Source organism: Mycolicibacterium novocastrense, assembly GCF_001570485.1.
Lineage (GTDB): Bacteria > Actinomycetota > Actinomycetes > Mycobacteriales > Mycobacteriaceae > Mycobacterium > Mycobacterium novocastrense.
Genome location: NZ_BCTA01000023.1, coordinates 159,132 through 179,634 on the forward strand (window position 1 = coordinate 159,132; position 20,503 = coordinate 179,634).

The 20,503-nt window shown below is 69.1% G+C and carries 20 protein-coding genes and 1 pseudogene; 12 read left to right on the forward strand and 9 right to left on the reverse strand.

The genetic code is table 11. The features are described 5' to 3' along the window. Genes RMCN_RS08190 through RMCN_RS08205 form a run of 4 tightly spaced genes read left to right on the forward strand, consistent with a single transcriptional unit; the run spans position 1 to position 5,805 of the window. Positions 1-1,440 (forward strand): tyrosine-type recombinase/integrase, encoded by a 1,440-nt coding sequence (locus RMCN_RS08190; RefSeq protein ID WP_014805453.1) that lies wholly within the window; start codon positions 1-3, stop codon positions 1,438-1,440. Then, on the forward strand, positions 1,437-3,275 hold the full coding sequence (locus RMCN_RS08195; RefSeq protein ID WP_041783812.1) for a hypothetical protein: 1,839 nt from the start codon (positions 1,437-1,439) through the stop codon (positions 3,273-3,275). Before RMCN_RS08190 ends, RMCN_RS08195 begins: the two co-directional genes overlap by 4 nt. Next, positions 3,272-5,386 (forward strand): hypothetical protein, encoded by a 2,115-nt coding sequence (locus RMCN_RS31835; RefSeq protein ID WP_014805451.1) that lies wholly within the window; start codon positions 3,272-3,274, stop codon positions 5,384-5,386. The genes RMCN_RS08195 and RMCN_RS31835 overlap by 4 nt, the downstream gene beginning before the upstream one ends. Next, the gene (locus RMCN_RS08205) at positions 5,383-5,805 is read left to right on the forward strand and encodes a hypothetical protein (RefSeq protein WP_014805450.1); all 423 of its coding nucleotides are present in this window, start codon (positions 5,383-5,385) and stop codon (positions 5,803-5,805) included. The genes RMCN_RS31835 and RMCN_RS08205 overlap by 4 nt, the downstream gene beginning before the upstream one ends. 45 nt (positions 5,806-5,850) lie before the next feature. Here the strand turns inward: RMCN_RS08205 and RMCN_RS08210 are convergent, their stop codons facing one another. Genes RMCN_RS08210 through merA form a run of 3 tightly spaced genes read right to left on the reverse strand, consistent with a single transcriptional unit; the run spans position 5,851 to position 9,310 of the window. After that, a complete protein-coding gene (locus tag RMCN_RS08210) occupies positions 5,851-7,206 on the reverse strand; it encodes a dihydrolipoyl dehydrogenase family protein (protein ID WP_014805449.1) in 1,356 nt (451 codons plus the stop codon). Between the two features lie 49 nt (positions 7,207-7,255). After that, positions 7,256-7,897 carry an organomercurial lyase MerB gene (gene merB, locus RMCN_RS08215; protein WP_014805448.1) on the reverse strand — a complete coding sequence of 214 codons (642 nt, stop codon included), beginning with the start codon at positions 7,895-7,897 and terminating at the stop codon, positions 7,256-7,258. A 27-nt stretch (positions 7,898-7,924) separates the two neighbouring features. After that, complete coding sequence (merA, locus tag RMCN_RS08220; protein ID WP_014805447.1) at positions 7,925-9,310, reverse strand: mercury(II) reductase; 1,386 nt, start codon at positions 9,308-9,310, stop codon at positions 7,925-7,927. A 165-nt stretch (positions 9,311-9,475) separates the two neighbouring features. On the opposite strand from merA, the gene RMCN_RS08225 reads away from it, so the two are divergent. The 4 genes from RMCN_RS08225 to RMCN_RS08240 are packed head-to-tail and all read left to right on the forward strand — an operon-like array spanning position 9,476 to position 11,640. Then, positions 9,476-9,784 (forward strand): ArsR/SmtB family transcription factor, encoded by a 309-nt coding sequence (locus RMCN_RS08225; RefSeq protein ID WP_079633045.1) that lies wholly within the window; start codon positions 9,476-9,478, stop codon positions 9,782-9,784. Positions 9,785-9,805: 21 nt separating this feature from the next. After that, a complete protein-coding gene (locus tag RMCN_RS08230) occupies positions 9,806-10,123 on the forward strand; it encodes a mercuric ion transporter MerT (RefSeq protein ID WP_014805445.1) in 318 nt (105 codons plus the stop codon). Between the two features lie 3 nt (positions 10,124-10,126). Beyond that, positions 10,127-10,717 carry a TlpA family protein disulfide reductase gene (locus tag RMCN_RS08235; RefSeq protein WP_014805444.1) on the forward strand — a complete coding sequence of 197 codons (591 nt, stop codon included), beginning with the start codon at positions 10,127-10,129 and terminating at the stop codon, positions 10,715-10,717. After that, positions 10,714-11,640 carry a cytochrome c biogenesis CcdA family protein gene (locus RMCN_RS08240; RefSeq protein ID WP_014805443.1) on the forward strand — a complete coding sequence of 309 codons (927 nt, stop codon included), beginning with the start codon at positions 10,714-10,716 and terminating at the stop codon, positions 11,638-11,640. Before RMCN_RS08235 ends, RMCN_RS08240 begins: the two co-directional genes overlap by 4 nt. 424 nt (positions 11,641-12,064) lie before the next feature. On the opposite strand, the gene RMCN_RS08245 is transcribed toward RMCN_RS08240, so the two are convergent. After that, a complete protein-coding gene (locus RMCN_RS08245; protein WP_014805442.1) occupies positions 12,065-12,472 on the reverse strand; it encodes a heavy metal-responsive transcriptional regulator in 408 nt (135 codons plus the stop codon). A 103-nt stretch (positions 12,473-12,575) separates the two neighbouring features. On the opposite strand from RMCN_RS08245, the gene RMCN_RS31010 reads away from it, so the two are divergent. Both RMCN_RS31010 and RMCN_RS08250 read left to right on the forward strand, forming a co-directional pair. Further along, on the forward strand, positions 12,576-12,722 hold the full coding sequence (locus tag RMCN_RS31010; RefSeq protein ID WP_014805441.1) for a hypothetical protein: 147 nt from the start codon (positions 12,576-12,578) through the stop codon (positions 12,720-12,722). Positions 12,723-12,763: 41 nt separating this feature from the next. Continuing rightward, positions 12,764-13,954, forward strand: a complete 1,191-nt coding sequence (locus RMCN_RS08250) for an MFS transporter (RefSeq protein ID WP_067388295.1) — start codon at positions 12,764-12,766, stop codon at positions 13,952-13,954. A gap of 242 nt (positions 13,955-14,196) precedes the next feature. Here the strand turns inward: RMCN_RS08250 and RMCN_RS08255 are convergent, their stop codons facing one another. Both RMCN_RS08255 and RMCN_RS08260 read right to left on the reverse strand, forming a co-directional pair. Further along, positions 14,197-14,559, reverse strand: a complete 363-nt coding sequence (locus RMCN_RS08255) for a hypothetical protein (protein WP_131808543.1) — start codon at positions 14,557-14,559, stop codon at positions 14,197-14,199. Positions 14,560-14,598: 39 nt separating this feature from the next. Then, positions 14,599-15,465, reverse strand: coding sequence for a formylglycine-generating enzyme family protein (locus RMCN_RS08260; protein WP_067388353.1), 867 nt, complete (start codon positions 15,463-15,465; stop codon positions 14,599-14,601). Between the two features lie 67 nt (positions 15,466-15,532). Between RMCN_RS08260 and RMCN_RS08265 the strand changes: the two genes are divergently transcribed. Then, on the forward strand, positions 15,533-15,955 hold the full coding sequence (locus RMCN_RS08265; protein WP_067388299.1) for a nitroreductase family deazaflavin-dependent oxidoreductase: 423 nt from the start codon (positions 15,533-15,535) through the stop codon (positions 15,953-15,955). Between the two features lie 66 nt (positions 15,956-16,021). Continuing rightward, positions 16,022-16,441: a pyridoxamine 5'-phosphate oxidase family protein gene (locus RMCN_RS08270; RefSeq protein WP_201028806.1), complete on the forward strand. Its 420-nt coding sequence runs from the start codon at positions 16,022-16,024 to the stop codon at positions 16,439-16,441. Positions 16,442-16,549: 108 nt separating this feature from the next. On the opposite strand, the gene RMCN_RS08275 is transcribed toward RMCN_RS08270, so the two are convergent. The 3 genes and pseudogenes from RMCN_RS08275 to RMCN_RS08285 form a co-directional block, all read right to left on the reverse strand. Next, positions 16,550-17,749: an SfnB family sulfur acquisition oxidoreductase gene (locus RMCN_RS08275; protein WP_067388301.1), complete on the reverse strand. Its 1,200-nt coding sequence runs from the start codon at positions 17,747-17,749 to the stop codon at positions 16,550-16,552. Further along, positions 17,746-18,915, reverse strand: a complete 1,170-nt coding sequence (locus RMCN_RS08280) for an LLM class flavin-dependent oxidoreductase (protein ID WP_067388302.1) — start codon at positions 18,913-18,915, stop codon at positions 17,746-17,748. Before RMCN_RS08280 ends, RMCN_RS08275 begins: the two co-directional genes overlap by 4 nt. An 11-nt stretch (positions 18,916-18,926) precedes the next feature. Further along, positions 18,927-20,359: pseudogene (locus tag RMCN_RS08285) on the reverse strand (LLM class flavin-dependent oxidoreductase). Positions 20,360-20,503 lie beyond the last annotated feature (144 nt).

Here is a 20,503-nt window from a genome sequence, read left to right on the forward strand (position 1 = left end):
ATGTACAAGACGTCACCGGTGAGAGCGCTCGGCGCACCTGGGCTCGGCGGTGACGAAGCCCAGGTGCTGCGTCGTGCCGGTGTAGGCGACGGGCTGCCGTTCCTACTCGGCCCCGACGGCTCGTACGACCTGGAGTTGAACCGGTTCGTGCGCGAGTTGGACGGGTGGGGTGTGCGCTCGGAACACACGAGAGAGGCGTACGCGCGTGATCTGATGTTGTTCGGCCGCTTCCTCCACGAGCACCGTGGTGGACGGTCCATCTGGGACGCCGGCCAGGACGATCTGCGCGCCTACAAGCGGGCGCGGCGGCGGACCAAGGGCTTCACGGTGTCCGCGTCGACCTGGAACAGGTTCATCGCGGCGCTAGACAAGTGGGTCAAGTGGGCGATACACGAGGAGCTGATCGAGGCCCAGCCGTTCCGCATGGTGGAGAAGACGGTGTTGACGCCCCGCGGGCTGGTACGGGTGCTGTTCAATGCCGAGCGCGAGGTCGAGGACAGCGCCGGGCCGGTGCGGTTCCTGGCCTACGAGGACTACCTGGTGTGGCGGGACGTCGGGTTGCGTGGCCAACTACCCGACGGCTCGCCGGACCCGAGTTGGCGCGGTCGGCACGGCGAGCGCAACGCGGTGTTCGCCGACCTGTTGGTCTGCACCGGGATGCGGCTGAGAGAGGCGTCGAGCCTCCTGGTCACCGAGGTACCGCCGCTGGCGCAGCGGCGGCTGACCGGAGACCTGAACCTGCCCGCGACGATCACCAAGCGCAGCCGGCCGAGGACGGTTTTCGTGTCGCGCCGCGTGCTGCGCGACCTGCACCACTACGTCGACATCGAACGCGACGAACTGGTCGAGCGCCGCCGGGCGGCCGGGGCTTACGGGTGTACGGACGCCTGGATGGGAGTTCGCTCCGCCGGCAAGACTGCGCTGACGCTCGTCGAGGATGGCCGCTCGCGGCCGTACTCGCGGGTGACGATCGAGGAACGGCAGCGACTGTGCCGGGTCGGCGACGACGGTCCGGGTGGTCCGTTGTGGCTGTGGCTCGGTGAGGACGGCTTGCCGCTGTCGCGGTCGACGTGGCAGGCGGTGTTTCGGCGAGCCAACGAACGGTGCGCCCGGTTCGGCCTGGACCTGGTGGTCCATCCGCACGCCCTGCGTCACACATTCGCCGTGCACATGCTCGGGCTGCTGCTGCGCCAGACCGTCCGCGCGTTGCGCATGGAGCCCGGCGAGACCCTGATGAGCCAGCAGGTGAAACGGCTGCTGGTCGGCGACCCGCTGCGCAAGTTGCAGCTACTGCTCGGCCATCGCCAGCGCGAGACGGTCTTCGTCTACCTCGACGTCCTGGACGAGGCGCAGGAGATCGTGCTGTCCGCGCTGCGCGAATGGGATGAACAAGCCGAAGCGCTGAGCAGGGTCCGGCTTGAGGATGGTGCTGCCGCGTGAACCGCACCGAGGGTGCCGGCTCCGGTCGCCGTGGCCGCTGGGCGGCTTTCCCGACCGAGGAGCAGATGCCCGCGCAACCCGCTCCTGTCCCGGACATCGGTCCGCTGGTGCTCCGGCTGCACCTGGATGGCGCCGACCGCACGTTCGACATGTCCGCGTGGCCATGCCCGCGGTTGACCCGCCAGCTTGCCGCGACGCTGCGCACGGTGGCCGCCGACGGACCCGAATCGAGTTACCAGGCGTTCAAGGTGAACCTGTTCTCGGTGCGGAAGTTCGTGCGGTTCATCACTGGAGCCGAACCGCAGAACGCCACCGAGGTCGAGTTCAGTGACCTGGAGGCCGAGCACATCGACGCGTTCGAGCAGGCGCTGATCGCCGAGTACGGACCGGACAGTGACCAGCCGCGCATCAGCATCGGTGTGGTGGTCCGGCTGCTCCGCGTGGCGTTCGACGCCAGCCCCACGACGTTCGATCCCGACCTGGCTATCCGGCTGAGGTTCCTCGGACGGGAAACCCGTGCCCGTCAGACGAGACCCTTGGATGCCTACCCGCAGAACGTGTTCGAGGCGATCAGGAACGCCGCGCTGGCGGATGTCCGCGCGATCGCGCGCCGAATACAGGATGGCGAAGCCCGAGCCGCGACGGGCCAGGACCCGAACGTCGGCGGTTGGGATGTGATCGAGAACGTGCTGTGGCACATCGCCCGTCACGGGCCTGTCACGATGCAGTTCCTGCGGCCCCTGGTCGGCAAGAGGCTGGGCAACGGGCGCCCGCTCAACGCGGCGCTCATCCTCACTCGGGAGGACAACGTCGTGTTCCTGATCCTGCTGATCTGCATGACCGGGCTTGAGCCGGAGTGCGCCAAGCGGTTGCAGGCCGACTGCTTGACCAACCCGGCCCGCGGGTTCGTGAGTGTCAACTATGTCAAGCGGCGCGCGCACGGTCGCCGGATCTCTAAGTCCATGCGGGTCAGCGATGGCGGTGCCCTGCACCATCCCGGCGGTCTGATCCGACTGGCGCTGCGGCTCACCGCGCGAGCCCGCGAGTTTAGTGGCAGCACCGATTTGTGGGTCGACTACGGAGACAAGGGCCTGCGGGACTCCTTCCCGCTCGGCGGGCAGGGTCCTTGGGGTCACGTGGACAACTGGCAGAAACGACACGGCATCGACCAGATGACCGACGCTGACGGAACGCCGGTGCGGCTGGATCTGCGGCGGCTGCGCAAGACCTACAAGTCCCAGCAATACCTCAAAGCCACCGGCGTGCTCGCCGACTTCACCCAGGGCCACACCGCCGACGTCGCCGCAAACCACTACGCAAACATCCCCGCCCACGACGAGCTGCACGACCAAGCCGTGGAGAACGGCCTGCGCGAAGCGCTGGACGTCGCGCTGCCGCCGCCGGTGGTACTCGACGAGGACGGCACCCGCCTCGATGCCGGAGAAGGGGACCTGCCACCCGAGCAGGTGCAGGCGCTGCTGTCGCGCGAGAGCGACGTGTTCCTGGCCTCCTGCCGCGACTTCTACGACTCGCCTTTCGGGGCGAAGGGCAAGCCGTGCCCGGTGTCGTTGTGGGGCTGCCTGGAGTGCCCGAACGCGGTGTTCACCACCCGGCACCTGCCGCAGGTTCTGACCTTCCTGGACTTCATCGAGCGCCAGCGGGAGGAGTACCCCGTCAGCGAGTGGAACGTGCGCTACGGCCTGGCGTGGGACCGGATCGTGCGCGGCATCCGGGCCAAGTTCCGAGACGAGCAGATCACCACCGCCCAGACGATCGCCGAAAGCGGTGGGGCACGGTTGCTGCTGCCGCCCGAGTTCTGGGAGGCCGTCGCGTGACCCGCGCCCCCGCACCGCGCCCGTCCGCCGCGCCGGAGCCATCGGCCGATCCCTGGGTGCTGCCCGAGTCCTTGACCACCGAGACAACTGGCCGCGGCCCCCGGTTCAGCGACGACATCTGGGATTTCCGACCGTTCGCGCCCCGCAGCAACGGCTACCTCCGGCTGGACTTCACCGAGCTGCCCGACGAGATCGCGATGCTCACGGCCAAGGAGTTCATCTACTCCCGCATCCACCGCGTGGTCCCGCTGTCCTACGGATCGCGGACCGCCCGACCGATGAAAATCACCAACACCTACAAGGACTTCATCATCGTGCGTCAACTGTTTACCGAGCTCGGCAAGCAGGGCGTGACGCGCTTGGCGCAGGCCCGCCAATCCCACCTGGACGCGACCGCACGCGTCTGGCGTGAGACCTGTGTGCCAAACACGCTGGCTGTCCGGATCGGCGTCATCCAGCACCTGGAGGCGCACAGCCCGTACCTGACCGCGGACCGCCTCACCGTCGTGCCCTGGAAGGGCCGCCCGGCCACCCAGGTCGCCGGGCGGCGACCGGACGAGGAGAACAGCACCCCGCGCATCCCCGAGCCGATCATGGCTCCACTGCTGCGCGCCGCCCTGTTCTACGTCCAGACCGCCAGCCGGGACCTCCTGGCCGCCCAGCGGGAAATCGCCGACCTGGAGCAGGCCCGAGCAGGCGGCCGGTGCCGGCATGGCGAGGCTGTCACCAAGATCGAGGCGTTCCTGGACCGCCGCCGTCAGGAGGGGCGAGGTGTTCCCGCACTGCCGCTGTACTGCCTGGCCCAGCGCCCGACCGCGCCGGTTGTCGACGGCGTCGTGCAAGCCCCGAACGCCGCTCTCGTCGCCCTGATGAGCGGAACCAACAGCTTCCAGGGGCATCCGACACGGCTGATGGAGCAGATCGGCGCCGAGATCGGCTACGAAGAGGGTGGTCTGGACACGCCGATCTCGACGTGGCCGGACACCGGGCGACCCTGGCGAGGGCGGCTGAATCACCGCAGCCTGCATGACGAACTGCACCACCTGCGCACCGCCTGCTGGGTGCTGGTGGCTTACTTGTCAGGACTTCGGGACATGGAAGTCCTGGAGCTGGCGCGGGACTGCGCTGTCACCACCACCACCGCCGTTGACGGCCGGACCCGCTACAAGCTGCGCGGCCGGGTCTTCAAGGGCCGCAAGCTCACCGGTGACGAGGCCGAGTGGGTCGTGCTCGACGCCGTTCACGAGGCGATCGACGTCCTGCTGCAGATCAACGACGACCCCACGCATCTGTTCGGTTACCGGCTCTGGCCCGCCAGCAAGCCACGGCTGGCGAACAAGCTCACCGAGCGCCTCGGTGGTTTCCGGGACCACGTCAACGAGCTGTTCGGTACCCAATCGTCCGACGGGGTGGCCGAACCGTTCGTCCCCGCCGACGGGGAACAGCAGTGGGTGTTCACCACCCGGCAGTTCCGGCGGAGTCTGGCCTGGCATATCGCACACCAGCCCTTCGGTGTGGTCGCCGGTGCCCGGCAGTACCACCACGCCAAGGTGACCATGTTCGAGGGCTATGCCGGGACCTCAGCCTCTGGGTTCGCCGCCGAGGTCGCCGCCGAGGAGGCGGTCGCCATGCTCGACTACGTGGAGGATCTTTACCGGGATTGGAACACCGGCGCCCAGTCCGGCGGTGGGGCGGCCGAGCGGATCAACGCCGAGTTCCAGCGCATTCGGCGCGAGCTGGGTGATCTCCCCGGCGTCGTGTCCGACGAGCTGCGGCTGCGGACGATGCTTCGGCATCTCACCAAGACGCTGCATCCCGGCGTGCTCAACGACTGCTTCTTCAACGCGGCGACCGCGGTCTGTGTCAAGCGAGCCAAGGTCGTCGGGCAGCCCGTTCCGCAGCACAACATGTGCCTGCGCTGTCCGAACGCCCGACGGTCCACAGTGCACCGGCCCCGGCTGGCCGCCGCCCGCAATCAGGCCCTGGATCTCCAGGCGTCCTGCGAGAAAGCCGGTCCGGTCCCGAAACTCCAGCAGGTCGCGCTCACCGGCTACATCACCGAGCTCGACCAGCTCATCGGTGATCTCGACAGCGAGGAGGCGCAGGCGTGACCCGCGTCGCTACCCAAGTCCGCCTGGAGCAGGCGCTGACCCGGCTGCTCGCCGGTCAGCCGACTGTGACCGACGGCGAGCTGACGGTCTCCAACCTGTGCCGGGAAGCCGGTGTGGGCCGCGACTCGTTCTACCGCTCGCCTCCGGAGTTCAAGGACGCCGTTGTTGCGGCACAAGCGAATCGAGAAGCCCAGCAACCTGAACTCGTCGCGCTGCGCGAGGAGATCACCGCCCTCAAGCGGGAACGCAAACAGACCGCCAGCGACCACGCCGCCACCGTGCGGGAACTGGAGGAGACGATCAGGGTCTACGCCAACCAGATCCAGGTCCTCGCCCTGCGCAACTCGGAGTTGGAGGACCAGATCCGACATCTGGCGCACCACGATCCCGACGTGATCTCGCTTCACACCCGGAGGTGACCCCCGTCCACCGACGCTGTGACACCGAGAGCGGCCGGGCGGTTTCTAGATGGCGAGCTGTTCGAGGGCGGCGAGGTACGCCTCGGTGTAGGTCGGGAATTGGGCGACGCCGTCGAGCAGGGTGTCGATGGAGATCTGGGCGCGGATGGCGAGGGCGGCGGTGTGGATCCATTCCCCGGCTTGGGGTGCGATGGCCCAGGCCCCGATGAGCGTCCGCTGGGTGCGGTCGGCGATGAGACCGAGGGTGCCGTCGGGGTCGGTTTCGTAAGTCCAGGGTCGCGCGATCGAGTCGGCGAGGTCGAGTTCGGTGGTGGCGATGTCGAGGCCACGCTGGCGGGCTTGGTCGGTGGTCAGGCCGACAGCGGCGATCTCGGGTTGGGCGAACACGACGCGGGGGATGCCGCTGTAGGTGGTTTGGCGGGGTGTGCCGAGGATGTTGTCGGCCACGACCCGTCCTTGGTACATGGCGACGTGGGTGAACAGCGCGACCCCGGTGACGTCGCCGAGCGCCCAGAGGCCGGCGGTGACGCGGCAGTGCTCGTCGACCTCCAGCGCGCCGCGCGGGTCCGGTGTGACCCCGACAGTCTCCAGGCCGAGCCCGTGGGTGCGGGGGCGGCGTCCGGTGCCGAGCACGACGACGTCGGTGCGCACGGTGGTGCCGTCGTCGAGGTCGATCACCGTATCGGCGCCGTCGCGGCGCGCGGCGGTGGCCTGCCGGCCGAGACGGACGTCGATGCCGTCGGCGCGCAGGTGGGTGGCGACGATGTCCCCGACACGGGGGTCTTCCCGGTCCAGCAGCCGGTCGCCGCGCTGGATCAGGGTGACCCGAGCGCCCATGCGAGCGAGGAATTGGCCGAGTTCGATCCCGACGGCGCTGCCGCCGATCATCACGATCCGCTCGGGGATCTCGCGCAGGGTGGTAGCTTCCCGGTTGGTCCATACGCTGACCTCGTCCAGGCCCTCGATGGGTGGGTGGATCGCGTCGGAGCCGGTGGCGATCACCACGTGCTCGGCGGTGAGTTCCCGGCCACCGGCCCGTACCCGCCACGGGTCCCGGCCCACCAGGGCTGCGGTGGCCTTGATAACCGTGACGCCCTGCTTCTCGTATCCGGTGACCTGCTCTGTGTCGTCGAGGTGGCGGATCATGTAGTCGCGGTAGTCTCGCAGTGCCGCCCAGTTCTGCGCCGGAGTGGACAGGCCGGCCGCGTGGGCGGCTTCGGCGCGGGCCTCGGGTGGGCGCAGCAAGGTTTTGGACGGGATACACGCCCAGTAGGCGCACTCCCCGCCGATCAGTTCCTGCTCGATCAACGCGACCCGCCGTCCGCCCGCGTGCAGGCGCGAGGCGGCGGTCTCGCCGCCCGGTCCGGCGCCGATCACGATTACATCGAAGTCCGTACTCACAGTGGCTGTCCCTTCTCGGTGATGGCGGTTCGGGCGGCGCAGGTGGGCGTCAGCAGCACCCGCCGGGCTCGGGCTCCTCGGATTGAGCGGCGTCCAGCTGCCGGCCGAGTTGATAAGCGTCGGCGACTGGGAGGACCGATCCGCCGGGGTGCTCAGCGAGCCAGGGCGCCGCGGCGTCGGCGTCGGCGAAGAAGTGCACGTGGTTGCAGAAGGAAGCCCGTACGGAGACCAAGTCGTCAGGCGTGACGATGGAGACCATCGCGGTCTGGGGCTCGACATCCCTGACTCGGTCGGGCTCGACGGTGAGCCGTATCGGGGCACCGGTGCTGTGGCAGGGGGATTCAACCTGGGCGGATTGGCCGAGGGTGGCGGGGAAGATGAGGGTGTCCAGGGCACACCAGGTGTAGAGCTGGTGGCCGTCGACGGTGAAACGGTGCGGGGTCGGGCGCAGCGTGATGCCGTAGCCGACGATCCGTCCGGCGTCGTCGTATTCGGTGTCGCGCAGTCGGCCCACCGCCTGCGCAACCTCGTCACCGGCGCGGCCGGTGGCGGCCGCGAGGTCGGCAATCGTGAGGGGTTCGCCGCGGGCCAGTTGCCGCAACAGCGGCTGCCATAGCCATCCGGCCGGGCTGTCCTGGCGGGAGAAGACACTATCCATAGTGGACACCACGGTGTCCAGGTCATTCGTCATCGGGATTGTCCTTCCGAGAGCAGGGTTTCAGGAGGCGCAGCAGGAGAGTTTGGACACGTCGCGGGTGAAGGTTTGGGCGGCGAGTTTGATGCCCTCCGCCATCGTCAGATAGGGGCACCACAGGTCGGCCATCTCGTGCACCGTCATCTGGTTTGCCAGCGCATAGACAGCGGTGGCGATGACGTCCCCGGCGCCCGCGGCGAGCACGTGCGCGCCGAGCAGCCGCCCGGAGCCTTGTTCGGCGACGAGCTTGATCGCGCCGCGGGTGTCGCGGTTGACCAGCGCCCGCGGCACGTACTCCAGCGGCAGCACCCGGCACTTACAGGCGTAGCCCTGCTCCACCGCTTGGACGTCGGTCAGCCCGGCGGAGGCGAGACTGGGCGTGGTGAAGGTGACCGCGGGCAGGTGATGGTAGTCCAGGGTGCGCCCGGCGTCGCCGAAGGCGTTGTCGACCACGACGCTGCCATGGGCCCCGGCGACGTAGACGTACTGCGGGTGCCCGGTGACGTCCCCGGCCGCCCAGACGCGCGGGTTGTCGGTGCGCAGATACTCGTCGACGACCACCTCCCCGCGATGCCCGGTCTTCACGCCCACCGCGTCGAGATTGAGCCCGGCGGTGACCGGGTTCCGCCCAGTCGCGAGCAGCAGCCGCTGCCCAGTCACCCGCTGCCCACCGGCGGTGACGACGACGCCCGAACCATCGGCCTCAACCTCAGTGGCGCGCTCGGCGATCACGGCGATGCCGTCGTCAGCGAACACCCCGGCCAGCAGGCCGGCGAGTTCCGGTTCGGTGTGCGGGGCGAATCGGCCCACGATGCTCACTCGGACGCCGAGGTGGGCGAACAGTTGCGCCTGCTCCAGCCCGACGTAGCCGCCGCCGACGACGACCAACGACTCGGGCAGTTCGGTCTGCTCCATCGCGGTGGTCGAGGTCAGGTAGTCCACCCGGTCGGCTCCGTCGAGGCCGTCGGTACGCGGGGTGGAGCCGGTGGCGATCAGGTAGTGCTCGGCCTCGACCCGGACGTGGCCGCCGTCATGCAGGTTCACCTCCAGCGCCGGTCCCTCGATGAACCGGGCCTCGCCGGGCAGGATCTCCCACCCGTACTCGGCGGCCAGGTCGACGTACTTCTCCGCCCGCAACCCTGCCACCAGCGTGTCCTTGCCACCGATCAGCGCGGCGGCGTCCACCGGGCCCGCGCTGGTGGAAATCCCCGGAAAGTGCTGGTCCAGCGCCACATGGCGGGCCTCGGCCGCGGCCAGCAGTGCCTTCGACGGCACACAGCCGACGTTGACGCACGTCCCGCCAACGGTGCCGCGCTCGATCATCACCACGCTCTTGCCCTTGCCGCGGGCCGCGATCGCCGCCGCGAACGCACCCCCACCCGAACCGATCACCGCCAAGTCGTACCGCACCAGCGATCTCCTCCCACTGACATATTCGTCTTCCCGGATGCATAGATGCTAACCTAAGATTCGTACATCCGGATACGACAGACACTCGATGTGAGGACGGCGACCGTGGCCGACGCTTCCGAACGCAGCAGCACGCTGCTGCCCACCGAGCCGAACGGGGTGGAGATGATGGCGAAATTCTTCCGCGCCCTCGGCGACCCCGCCCGGCTGCGGCTGCTGGAGTTCCTGCTGCACGAGGAACACGCCGTGGGCGAATGCGTCACGCACATCGGCCTGTCCCAGGGCCGGGTGTCCAGTCACTTGGCCTGCCTGTCCGACTGCGGCTACGTGCAGCTGCGCCGCCAAGGCCGCTTCGCCTACTACCGGGTCACCGACCCCCGCGTCGCGGAACTGGTGCTGCTGGCGCGCTCGCTGGCCGCGGACAACGCCGCCGCCCTCGCCGCGTGCATGCGCATCACCGCCCCGAACGCCTGACCAGCCGAGGAGACCGCCTCCATGTCGACCAACCCCGGCTCCGAGAGCAAGCGCACCGCGCTCGCCGCCGCCGGTTTCCTCCTGGTCCCCATCGTGTGTTGCGGCCTGCCGGTGCTGATCGCCGCCGGAGCCCTTGGCGCGGTGGGCTCGGTACTGGGCAACCCCTGGGTCATCGGCACCGCCGTCGTGGTGGTCCTCGCCGCGGTGACGCGGTTCGCGCGCCGGCGCGTCACCCGACACGGCGCCACCCGAGACAACTCGTGCTGCCCGCCCGTGCCACCCGCCCGCGACCAGCCCGATCGGCCACACGAGTCCTCCCACCCCAACCAGGAGTCCTGACCCATGCCTGACGCACCCGCCCCGACCGGACCTGCCGCGCCGCGCTCTCGTCGACGACTCGTCACGATCGCGCTGACCGTTATCGCCGTCGTCGGGATCTCCGTCGTGCTGTATTCGGCGTTTTCCCCGTCGAGCAAGCAGACCGCGTCCCCACCCGCTGCCGACGGCAGCGCAAAGGCCGGGACCACTGCCGCTGCGGGAGCGTTCACCGCCCGAACCCTGCAGGGCGTGCAGGTCGCGGTGCCCGGCTCGCGGCCCAGCGTGCTGTTCTTCTTCTCCGTCGGGTGCGGCGGTTGCGGTCCGGCCACCCACACCCTCGCCCAGGTCCAGCAGGCGGTCGGCACGAAGGCGAACTTCGTCGCCGTCGACATCGGCCCCGGCGAAACCGAGCAGGACATCACAGACTTCCTCACCGCCAACCAGGCCACCAGCCTTGCCTACGCCAGCGACAGCAACGCCACCCTGATCAGCGCCTACCAGGTCACTCAGCTGTCCACCGCCGTCGTGCTGGACGCCTCCGGCAAACCGGTGTTCCGCGCTGTCGAGCCCACCGCCGATCAGATCCGTGCCGAACTGGCCAAGGTGAGCGCGTGATCGGCCCGCTGTTGGCGCTCGCCTTCGGCGCCGGGATGCTCGCCCCGGTCAACCCCTGCGGCTTCGCCGTACTGCCCGCCTTCCTCGCCTACGCCGTCGACACCGGCGACGGCCAGGCGGACGCGCGGCCCGGCGCTTTGTCCCGGCTGGCCGGTGGCCTGCGCGCCGGGCTCGCGCTGACCGCCGGGTTCGCCGGCACCTTCACCGCCATCGGACTACTACTCGCCCTCGGCTTGCGTTCCCTGACCGGTGTCATCCCGTGGCTGGCCGCCGCGCTCGGCGCGATCCTGGCCGTGGGCGGCCTGGCCATGGTCGCCGGCGGACACCTGCCGCTGCGGCTACCCACCCGCCGTTCCGGCACCCCGCGGCAGGGGCCCAGAGGCATGGTGGCCTTCGGCGCCGGGTACGCACTGGCCTCCGCCTCCTGCACGCTCGCGGTGCTGCTCGCGGTCGTCACCCAAGCCCTGGCCAGCACCAACATCTCCGGCGTCCTGGTCGTATTCGCCGCCTACGCCGCCGGCTCCGCCACCCTGCTGCTGTCCCTCGCGCTATTCGCCGCATTCGCCAGCGGCCTGATCAACCGGTTCCTCCGACGGCTGCTGCCCCACATGAACCGCATCACCGGCGCCGTGCTTGCCCTTTCCGGCGGCTACCTACTCCTTTACTGGCTGCCACAACTACTCGGCGGGCACCCCGGCATCGGCGCACTCACCGGCGTCGTCGGCACCGTGTCAGCCTGGATCACCGGACACCAACTTGCGATCGCCATCACCGCACTCGGCCTCATCCTCGTCACCGCGATCGCCACCCTCACCCGCCGCGAACGCCGCCACACCACCACCGACACCGCCGACGACTGCTGCGCACCCAGGCCACAGCCCGAAGAAAATGCGGACCAGGTAGGAGGACCCGGCAGCAGGTGACCTGCCTGCCGGGATCCAACTGGCACGCGGGCCTCTACGATGCGAGCCCGAGGCGGCCGGATTGTCCCCATGGGAGTCCGGCAGGCGGCAAAGCCTTGCTGTAGAAGCAAACCACCACAGTCGACGACGCAGGGCTGCGGACTCTGCATGCCTCCATCTTCACGGAGAATCGCGCAAGCATCGCCCCGCACCACGCCGCCGGTTGCTGAACCGTCGGCATCCGCGAACGCATCGCCCAGCGGGGCGGCGTCTGGCACAACACAGTCTTTTATCGAACGCCGCTCAGCCGTCCGATGATCGGTCGGCCCAGTCTGACTGGACATTTGCCGCAACGAGTGGCCATTCCGCAAAGGCTCGGCTACCGCCAGTTCGCAACGCGGCCATCAAGAGTTCAGTGAGACATGAGGGTCCTTGAGCGGCTACTTCACCGTTCGATGATCGGGCAGATCGATCTGTTCGGTTCCGACTCGGTATCGGCTGCCACGGCGGTGTCCCGACTGGCGGTGAGGCTCGCACGCAGCGCCAGCAATTCGGTAATGGTGTTGTCGATCTCCGCGATCCGGGCGTCGAGTAGATCCCGTACGGCTCCGCACGGGGTGGGACCGGCGCGGCGGAGGGTGAGGATGGTGCCGATGTCGTCCAGGGGGAGGTCCAGGGCGCGGGCGCGGCGGATGAAGGTGAGGGTGTCGACGTCGTCCTGGTTGTAAAGGCGGTACCCGGCCGCAGTGCGCTGGGCGGGCGGCAGCAGGCCGCGCTCCTCATACAAGCGCACGGCCTTACGGGTGAGCCCGGCCGCCTGGGCGGCCCGCCCGACGGTCATCGCCTGGGCCATCGTCTGCCTCCTTCGCGTCCCGGCCGCTCGCCTTGACCTTCACCTGGGGTGAAGGTTTTAGCGTCTCCAGTGTAGGACCGGAAACCGAAGGGAGGCGCAGGTCATGGCAATAGTCGAGTGCGAGGTGTACCGGCGCCCGGACCCGGAGCGCGGATGTGAGATGACCGTCACCAAGGGCGCCGTCCCAGGCCACGGTCGCGACCGCAACCCCACCTGTTGCTGCGGGCACACCATGGAGAAAGTCCGCTGAGCCGCGGCCAGCCAGGACGTGCGGGCACCGGGCTGCGCCAGGTGTTCTCCCATCCTGGTTACCGCCGGTTGTGGGCGGCGCGCACCGCTTCTGCCTGGGGTGACGCGTTCGCCACCGTGGCGTTGGGCCTGCTGGTGTGGGACCGCACCGGCTCCGGGCTCGGTGTGGCCGGGGTGATCGTCGCGGAGATCGTCCCGGTGCTGCTGCTGGCACCGTTCGCTGGGGTGGCAGTCGACTGGTTCTCGCCGGTGCGGGTCATGGTGGTTGCCGACTTGGCGCGCGTGCTGGTGGCTGCGGGGCTAGCGCTGGTCGCCGGCTCGGTGCCGGGCATCTACGCGGTGGCGTTCGCCATGTCCGCAGCGTCGGCGTTGTTCAATCCGGCCGCCAGTGCCGCGCTGCCCGCGCTCGTGAACGAGGAGGAGTTGATCGCCGGGAACTCGGGGATCTGGACCGCCGCGGTGCTCTCCCAGATCGTGCTCGCCCCGGCTGCGGGTGCCGTGGTCGCGACCGTCGGCTATGGCCTGGCGTTCTGGGTGAACGCAGCGAGCTTCGCCGTCTCGGCGCTGCTGCTGTCCCGCCTGCACCTGCTGCGCCCGGCAGCCGATGCGGCCCGTGCCGCCTGGTGGCATCAGGCCCGAGACGGCATCAGGGTGCTGGCCGGGCACCGGGTGCTGCGAGCCTTGGCCGCTGGTCAGGCCCTGGCGGCGTTGTCGGCCGGAGCGACCAGTGCCCTGCTGGTTGTGTTGATCCGCGAGCGCCTGGGCAGGGGCCCCGCCGGATACGGAATCGCGCTGGCCTGCATCGGCGTGGGCGCCGCAGCAGGCCCGTTACTGCTGACCCGGCTGATCACCGATCCTCGCAAACCCGCGTTCATTTTCGGACCCTATCTGTTGCGCGCCGCCGTAGATGCCGTCCTTGCGAGTGTCCGCGTCCCGGTGGTGGCGTTGGGCAGCCTGGCCGGCTACGGCGGGGGCACCTCTGCCGGCGCAGTCACCTTCAACTCGCTGCTGCAGGCCGAAACCCCACCCGCCGCACGCGGCCGGGTCTTCGCCGCCTTCGATCTGATCTGGCAACTCGGCCGCCTGGCCTCCCTCGGGCTGGGTGGGTGGCTGGCTGATGCGGCAGGGATCACCGCCGTCTACGCCGCAGGGGCTGCACTGCTCGTCGCTGCCGCTCTGATCGGCCGAGCCGGTCTGACCGACCATCGCCACCACCAAGAGAAGAGGCGCTGACGCGAGGACTTCGGCGCCGGCGACGACGCTCGGCCACTGGCATCAGTCCGACGAACAGAGCTCCGACTCCGCAGCGATCACCAGGGGCCGGCTGGAAAATCGCCATTCACACCAGGCCCGCCCTTGGAGAATCCCGAGGTAGGTTCCACCGAGGCGCCGCCGCCCTGCGACACCGTTCCTTCTGCGACAGCTTGACTGTTTACATAAGCACGGCACCGATGTGCGGTTGGACGTCCTATGCGTCAAAATTGTTGTCGCTCAGCGGATCCTGCTGCCGTTGTGAACGGTACGACGCGCAGTCCTTCATACGCCGCGCGCACCAACTGTTCGTCGGTGAAGCGCGGACGGTCGAGGTGCGCACCGGGTATCAACAGGGCGATCTCGTCGCGCAGCGCCCACAACACGCTCCGCGGCGGTGCCTGTACAAGGAACCGCAGCCGCTCAGTCTCGGACTCCTCGCGGACGCGTCGCACGACGTCGAGGATCGCCGTCTCGACCGAATCCGCCTGCACGCTTCCGGTCCAGCGTTGTATGCCCGAGCAGGCCGAGTAGCGGATCGCGGACCCGCGTGGACGGGCCAGAGCGACGGCGACCGTAGTAGTCATGGCTGGCACTGTATGTGCGGGGTACGACAGGTCGACCTGTCAGGCGATACAGCGGAACCCGATGTGCGTGGTGGCGCTGTCCTGCGACTGGGACGACCGGGCGGCCGGGCGGTAGCGATGGCAGTACTCGGGGGCGCACAGGTGTGAGCCGCCCTTGAGCGTCTGGAATTTCGACGGGTCACCGGTCGGCGGCGCACAGCAGCCCGACTTCTGGGGGCTGTGGCGCGGCGAGTACGTCGTCGTCGTCCATTCCCAGACGTTGCCGATCATGTCGACCACACCGAATGCGTTGGGCGGGAACGTGCCCACCGGCGAGGTGCCGACCCAGCCGAGCGTGCCGTCGTTGCGGTAGGGGAAGCGGCCCTGCCAGGTGTTGGCCATCAGGCGTCCGTCGGGCTGCACGTCGTCGCCCCAGGCGTAGCGGGCTTGGGATCCGGCCCGCGCGGCGTACTCCCACTGCGCTTCGGTCGGCAGTCGGCGGCCCGCCCACGCCGCGTAGGCCGCCGCGTCCGGATACGCCACCTGCACCACGGGATGGTCGGCGCGGTCGTCGATCGACGATCCTGGCCCGAACGGGTGGCGCCAACTGGCGCCGGGCACCCAGGTCCACCACTGGCGCCAATCTCGGAGGTTGACCGGGCCGCGGGTCGGCCTGAACACCAGCGCGCCTGGAACCAGGTCGTCGGGCGAGGCTCCCGGGTAGGCGGCGGGGTCCAGTTCCCGCTCGGCGATCGTGACGTAACCGGTCTCGGCGACGAACTCGGCGAACTGCGCGGTGGTGACCGGATGGCGCTCGATCGAGAACGCCTCGACCGTCACCTCGTAAACGGGCGCCTCTTCCGGATAGAAGTCTTCCGATCCCATCCGGAAGGTGCCCGCGGGCAACTCGATCAGTTCGGTCAGCACCACATCAGGCTAGGCGCTGCGGCCGATCTCGCGACCGGAAGGCCTCCGCACGTGCCACGATGAACCGATGACCGATGACAAGGCCGCCGAGCGCGACTTCAACGAGCGCAACATTGAGGAGTTTCGCCGCAACGGCGGCAAGGTCGGCGGCCAGTTCGAGGGTTTTCCGCTGCTGCTGCTCACCTCGACCGGCGCCAAGAGCGGGCAGCAGCGCGTCAACCCGGTCGCGTACTTCGACATCGACGGCCGCATCTACGTCGTCGGCTCGTCCGCGGGTCGCCCGGCGAGCCCGGGCTGGGTGTTCAACCTGCGCGCCAACCCGACCGCCTGGGTGGAGATCGGCGCCGATCCGCCCCGGCAGGTGACAGCCCGCGAGCTTCCGCGCGACGAGCGCGACCGCATCTACCGCATCGTCGTCGAACGCGCGCCGGGGTTCGGCGAGTACCAGCAGCGCACCGACCGCGTCATCCCGGTGTTCGAACTCGCCTAGCCGCGAATGCGGTAGGTCCGCTTCAGCGGCGGGAATGTGCTCGGCGTCGCAGCGGTTGGGCCAGACATGGCCAAGATGACGACTGGTGAGCGCGAAAAGTTCCTGTCCGACGTCCACGTGGGCGTCATCGCCGTCGAGCGCCCCGACCGGGCGCCGTTGAGCGTGCCGATCTGGTACGGCTACACACCGGGCGGCGAGGTGCTGCTGTGGACAGAGTCTGAGTCTCTCAAGCACCGGCTCATCAAGGAGGCCGGCCGGTTTTCGATCACCGCGCAGGACGAGGCGCCGCCGTATCGATACGTCACCGCGGAGGGCGATGTGACCGGTATCGGACCGGCTGAGGATGCGATCGTGCGGGAGATCGCCATTCGCTATCTGGGCGAAGAGGAAGGCAATGCGTTCACCGATCAGAACCTCACGCCGACGTCGGTGATCATCCGGATGCGCCCGCAGCGCTGGCTGAGCTTCGACTACTCGACGGAGTAACCGCTTCTTGTGCACCGTCGCGGGCGGTGAGCGTCCGCGAAATGCCGGCTATGCGCGGCGTGTTGGGGGGCAAACACGGTCGCTCGCGGCAGTTAGAGGTAGGGGGCGTCAGATCTGGCCGTGGCGCGGCGGGGCTGTGCCCGTCAGGGTGTAGCGGCCGATGTGCTGGATCTTCCACCGCGTCGGGTCGTGCAATGTATGAGTTCGGGCGTCGCGCCAGTATCGCGACAGGTTCCCCGACGCCGAAGCGCTTCTGGTTCCGCCCAATTCGAACAACACGTTCGACGCGGCCAGCGCCGCCCGTACCGCGGCGACCTTCGCCGCCGCGACGGCGATCGACGCCTCGGCCGCCGTCTCGTCGGACAGATGGGCCTCGGCGTGGTCGACTGCTCGTGCCGCCTCCACCAGCAACGCTTGCGCCGCCCGCACCGTGACGGCCAACTCTCCCGCGACGGTGATCAGTGTTGGGTCGTCGACCGCGGCGGCTACGCCGGCCTCGAAGTGTGGCCTCGCCCGTTCGGCCTGGCGCACACCGGCCGCCAGTGCCCCGGTCGCGATGCCGACGTCGATCGCGCTGTGCAGCAACTGTGCTCGCGCACCGTACACGGACGGCCCCGCGAAGATCGGCGAGAACGGCACCACGTGTTCGACGGGCACCGCGACGTCGTCGAGCGTCACCGTGCCCGACGCCGTCGTGCGTTGCCCCATGCCGTCCCAGTCGTCGACCACCGACAACCCCTCGGCGTCGCGCGCGACGAACGCCACTGCCTTCGGCGTCTGCGCGGTCGGCACCTCAGAACCGTCGGCCAGCGACGCACGCACCAGTATCCAGTCGGCGAACAGCGCACCGGTCGAATAGAATTTGCGCCCCGACAACACATAGTCGCCCGATGGCTGCCGCACCAACGTGGTCGTGTCGACGTCGACGGTGTGCGGGCCGCGCTCGGACTGAGCATTTGCCAGCAGGGCCCCGTTGCGCACCCGGTCGTAGAAGTACGACTTCTGCGTATAGCTGCCCTGTAACCGCAGCGCCTCGAGAAACACGAAGTGCGAGTGGGGAATCTGGGCTAGCGAGGGGTCGGCGTGGGCGATCCGGCGAAACACCTCGGCCAGCACCGTCGCTGGCGCCGCGATGCCGCCGTAGTCGGAGGGCACCGTCAACGCCAGCAGCCCGGACTCCTTGAGCGCCTGCACCTGATCGTGTGGCAACCGCCGGTCGGCGTCGCGCGCGGAGGCCTGGGCGTCGAATTCGGCGGCCAGTTTCGCCGCGACCTCGAGCGCTTCGTCCGGCGACGCGATCGGGCTCATCGCGAACCGCTCACGAATGGGATCGACGCCGCGGCGGCCGTCGTCGCCGCGCCCTTGTACAGCCCGCGCTCACGCAGGATGGGCACCACACCCTCGCCGAACCAGTACAGCTCCTCGAGGTGCGGGTAGCCGGAGAAGATGAACTCGTCGATGCCGATGTCGGCGTATTCGGCGATGCGGTCGGCGACGTCGACGTGGCTGCCGACCAGTGCGGTGCCCGCGCCGCCGCGGACCAGGCCGACGCCCGCCCACAGGTTCGGCGCGATCTCCAGCGAGCGCGCGTCGGTCCAAGTGCCGTTGCGCCGATGCTCCTCGTGCAGGGCCAGCATCCGCTTCTGACCCTCGGAGTCGCTGCGGTGCAACCCTTTCTGCGCATTGCGCACCGTCTCCTCGTCGAGCGCCGCGACCAGCCGGTCGGCCTGCGCCCACGCCTCGTCGGAGCTGTCCCGCGAGATCGTGTGCAACCGGATACCGAACCGCACCTGCCGGTCCTCCTTGGCGGCCAGCCCGCGGATCCACTCGATCTTCTCGCGCACCGCCGACGGCGGTTCGCCCCACGTCAGATACACGTCGGCGTGCCGCGCCGCGACCGGCCCCGCGGCCGCCGAGCTCCCGCCGAAGTACAACGGAGGCACGGGATTCGGCAGTGTCGGCAGCGCCGCCTCCTCGACACGGATGTGCTCGCCCTGCAGAGAGACGGTCTCGCCGGCCCACAGACGGCGGACCACTTCGAGGAACTCGTCGCAGCGCCGGTAGCGGCCGTCCTTGTCGAGATAGTCGCCGAACGAACGCTGTTCGTGCGCCTCACCGCCGACCACCACGTTGAGCAGGATGCGGCCGGGCGCGTGCCGCGCGAACGTCGCGGCCATCTGCGCCGACAGCGTCGGGCTGACCAAGCCGGGCCGGAACGCGACCAAGAACGCCAACGACGTCGTCTCGCGGGCCAGCAGCGACGCGGTGATGAACGCATCCTCGCACCACGCGCCCGTCGGGATGAGCGCGCCGGTGAAACCGAACGACTCGGCGGCCCGCACGATCGAGCCCAGGTAGTCGATCGACGCGTCGCGATCGCCGTGCGCCGCGCCGGCGGGCATACCGTGGCCGCCCCCGACGATCAGCCGGCTGTCGCCGTAAGTGGGTAGAAACCAGTGCAATTGGATCGTCACGTGCTAACTCCTCAACGTCCGCGGGTCGGCTGGGACGCCACCGATGCCGAAGACGACGGCACCGTGGACGGCCGGTCGATGATCGTCGACAGCGGGAGCCGCGATGGTCCTCCGGCAACCGGTCTCCGTTGCCGAGCAGCTTGTGCCGCAACGTACCCGGCGTGTACGAGGACTGGTATGCGCCCCGCTCGGTGAGTACCGGCACCACATGATCGACGAACTCGGCGAACGAGCCGGGGGTGATGGCGTACGCGAGGTTGAACCCGTCGACGTCGGTCTCCTCGACCCACTCCTGCAACGTATCCGCCACGCGCGCACCGGAACCCACGAAGCGCGGGCCCATGCCGCCGATCTTTCCCCATTCGGCGATGTCGCGGATGGCCCACTCGCGCCCGTCGGGGTCGGCGGACTGGAACGCCGCGACGGCCGACAGGATCGCGTTGGAGTCGACGTTGCCGACCGGTTCGTCGAGGCCGTAGCGCGCCAGGTCGACGCCCATCCACCCGGACATGAACGTCAGCGCGCCCTCCGGGTCGCCGTAGGACAGGTACTCGGCATGTCTGGCGTGGGCCTCCTCGTCGGTGGCGGCGGTGACGATCGTCGACAGGTTGAAGATCTTCACGCTGTACGGGTCGCGGCCGGCGATCTCGAGTTCCTGGCGGATGGTACTCACCGTTTGGCGCAGAAGCTCTTTCGTCGGTGAGGCGGTGAAGATCGCCTCGGCGTTCTCGGCGGCGAACCGCACACCGCGGGGCGACGAGCCGGCCTGGTAGATCACCGGGGTGCGTTGCGGTGACGGTTCCGACAAGTGCACACCCGGAACGCTGAAATGCGTTCCCTGATGGCCGATGTGGTGCACCTTGTGCGGTTCGGTGAACACCCCGCGTTCGGCGTCGCGAACGACCGCGTCGTCCTCCCAGGACCCTTCCCACAGCTTGTAGAGCACTTCGAGGTACTCGTCGGCGTGGTCGTAGCGGGCGTCGTGGGCGGGCTGGTCGGTCTGGCCCATGTTGCGGGCGGCCGCCGGGAGGTAGCCCGTGACGACGTTCCAGCCGATGCGGCCCTTGGTGAGGTGGTCGAGGGTCGACATGCGGCGGGCGAACGGATAGGGGTGCTCGAAGCCGGTGCCGGTCGTGATGCCGAAGCCGAGGTCCTGGGTCACCAGCGCCATCGCGGACACGAGCAGCATCGGGTCGTTGACCGGGATCTGCGCGGCCTGCCTTATGGCGGCCTCATCGTTGGCGCCGTAGACGTCGTAGGTCCCTAGCACGTCGGCGATGAACAGCCCGTCGAAGCGGCCCCGTTCGAGCAGCTTGGCCAACTCGGTCCAGTACTCCAGGTCCTTGTAGTGCCACGACTGGTCGTCGGGGTGCTTCCAGAGCCCGGGGGACTGGTGAGCGACGCAGTTCATGTCGAAGGCGTTGAAGCGGATCACACGAGTCACCCCGAAATGCTGCCCATCGTGCGCGGCGCAGTCACCGGTTAGGTTCAGCGCGATCAGAACCACCGCTCGGGGGGACGCTCGGCCGTGGCGAGCGTCCGCATAAGGGCGAAATTTTGGGGCGTGCCGCGTGCAAACACGGGCGCT

What these genes read in the sequence shown, in the direction of transcription:
- RMCN_RS08190 (WP_014805453.1), top strand. Translation starts at nt 1, where the DNA reads ATGTACAAGACGTCACCGGTGAGAGCGCTCGGCGCACCTGGGCTCGGC.
- merB (WP_014805448.1), bottom strand. Translation starts at nt 7,897, where the DNA reads ATGACGAATGACCTGGACACCGTGGTGTCCACTATGGATAGTGTCTTC.
- RMCN_RS08225 (WP_079633045.1), top strand. Translation starts at nt 9,476, where the DNA reads ATGATGGCGAAATTCTTCCGCGCCCTCGGCGACCCCGCCCGGCTGCGG.
- RMCN_RS08230 (WP_014805445.1), top strand. Translation starts at nt 9,806, where the DNA reads ATGTCGACCAACCCCGGCTCCGAGAGCAAGCGCACCGCGCTCGCCGCC.
- RMCN_RS08235 (WP_014805444.1), top strand. Translation starts at nt 10,127, where the DNA reads ATGCCTGACGCACCCGCCCCGACCGGACCTGCCGCGCCGCGCTCTCGT.
- RMCN_RS08245 (WP_014805442.1), bottom strand. Translation starts at nt 12,472, where the DNA reads ATGGCCCAGGCGATGACCGTCGGGCGGGCCGCCCAGGCGGCCGGGCTC.
- RMCN_RS31010 (WP_014805441.1), top strand. Translation starts at nt 12,576, where the DNA reads ATGGCAATAGTCGAGTGCGAGGTGTACCGGCGCCCGGACCCGGAGCGC.
- RMCN_RS08255 (WP_131808543.1), bottom strand. Translation starts at nt 14,559, where the DNA reads ATGACTACTACGGTCGCCGTCGCTCTGGCCCGTCCACGCGGGTCCGCG.
- RMCN_RS08265 (WP_067388299.1), top strand. Translation starts at nt 15,533, where the DNA reads ATGACCGATGACAAGGCCGCCGAGCGCGACTTCAACGAGCGCAACATT.
- RMCN_RS08270 (WP_201028806.1), top strand. Translation starts at nt 16,022, where the DNA reads ATGGCCAAGATGACGACTGGTGAGCGCGAAAAGTTCCTGTCCGACGTC.
- RMCN_RS08275 (WP_067388301.1), bottom strand. Translation starts at nt 17,749, where the DNA reads ATGAGCCCGATCGCGTCGCCGGACGAAGCGCTCGAGGTCGCGGCGAAA.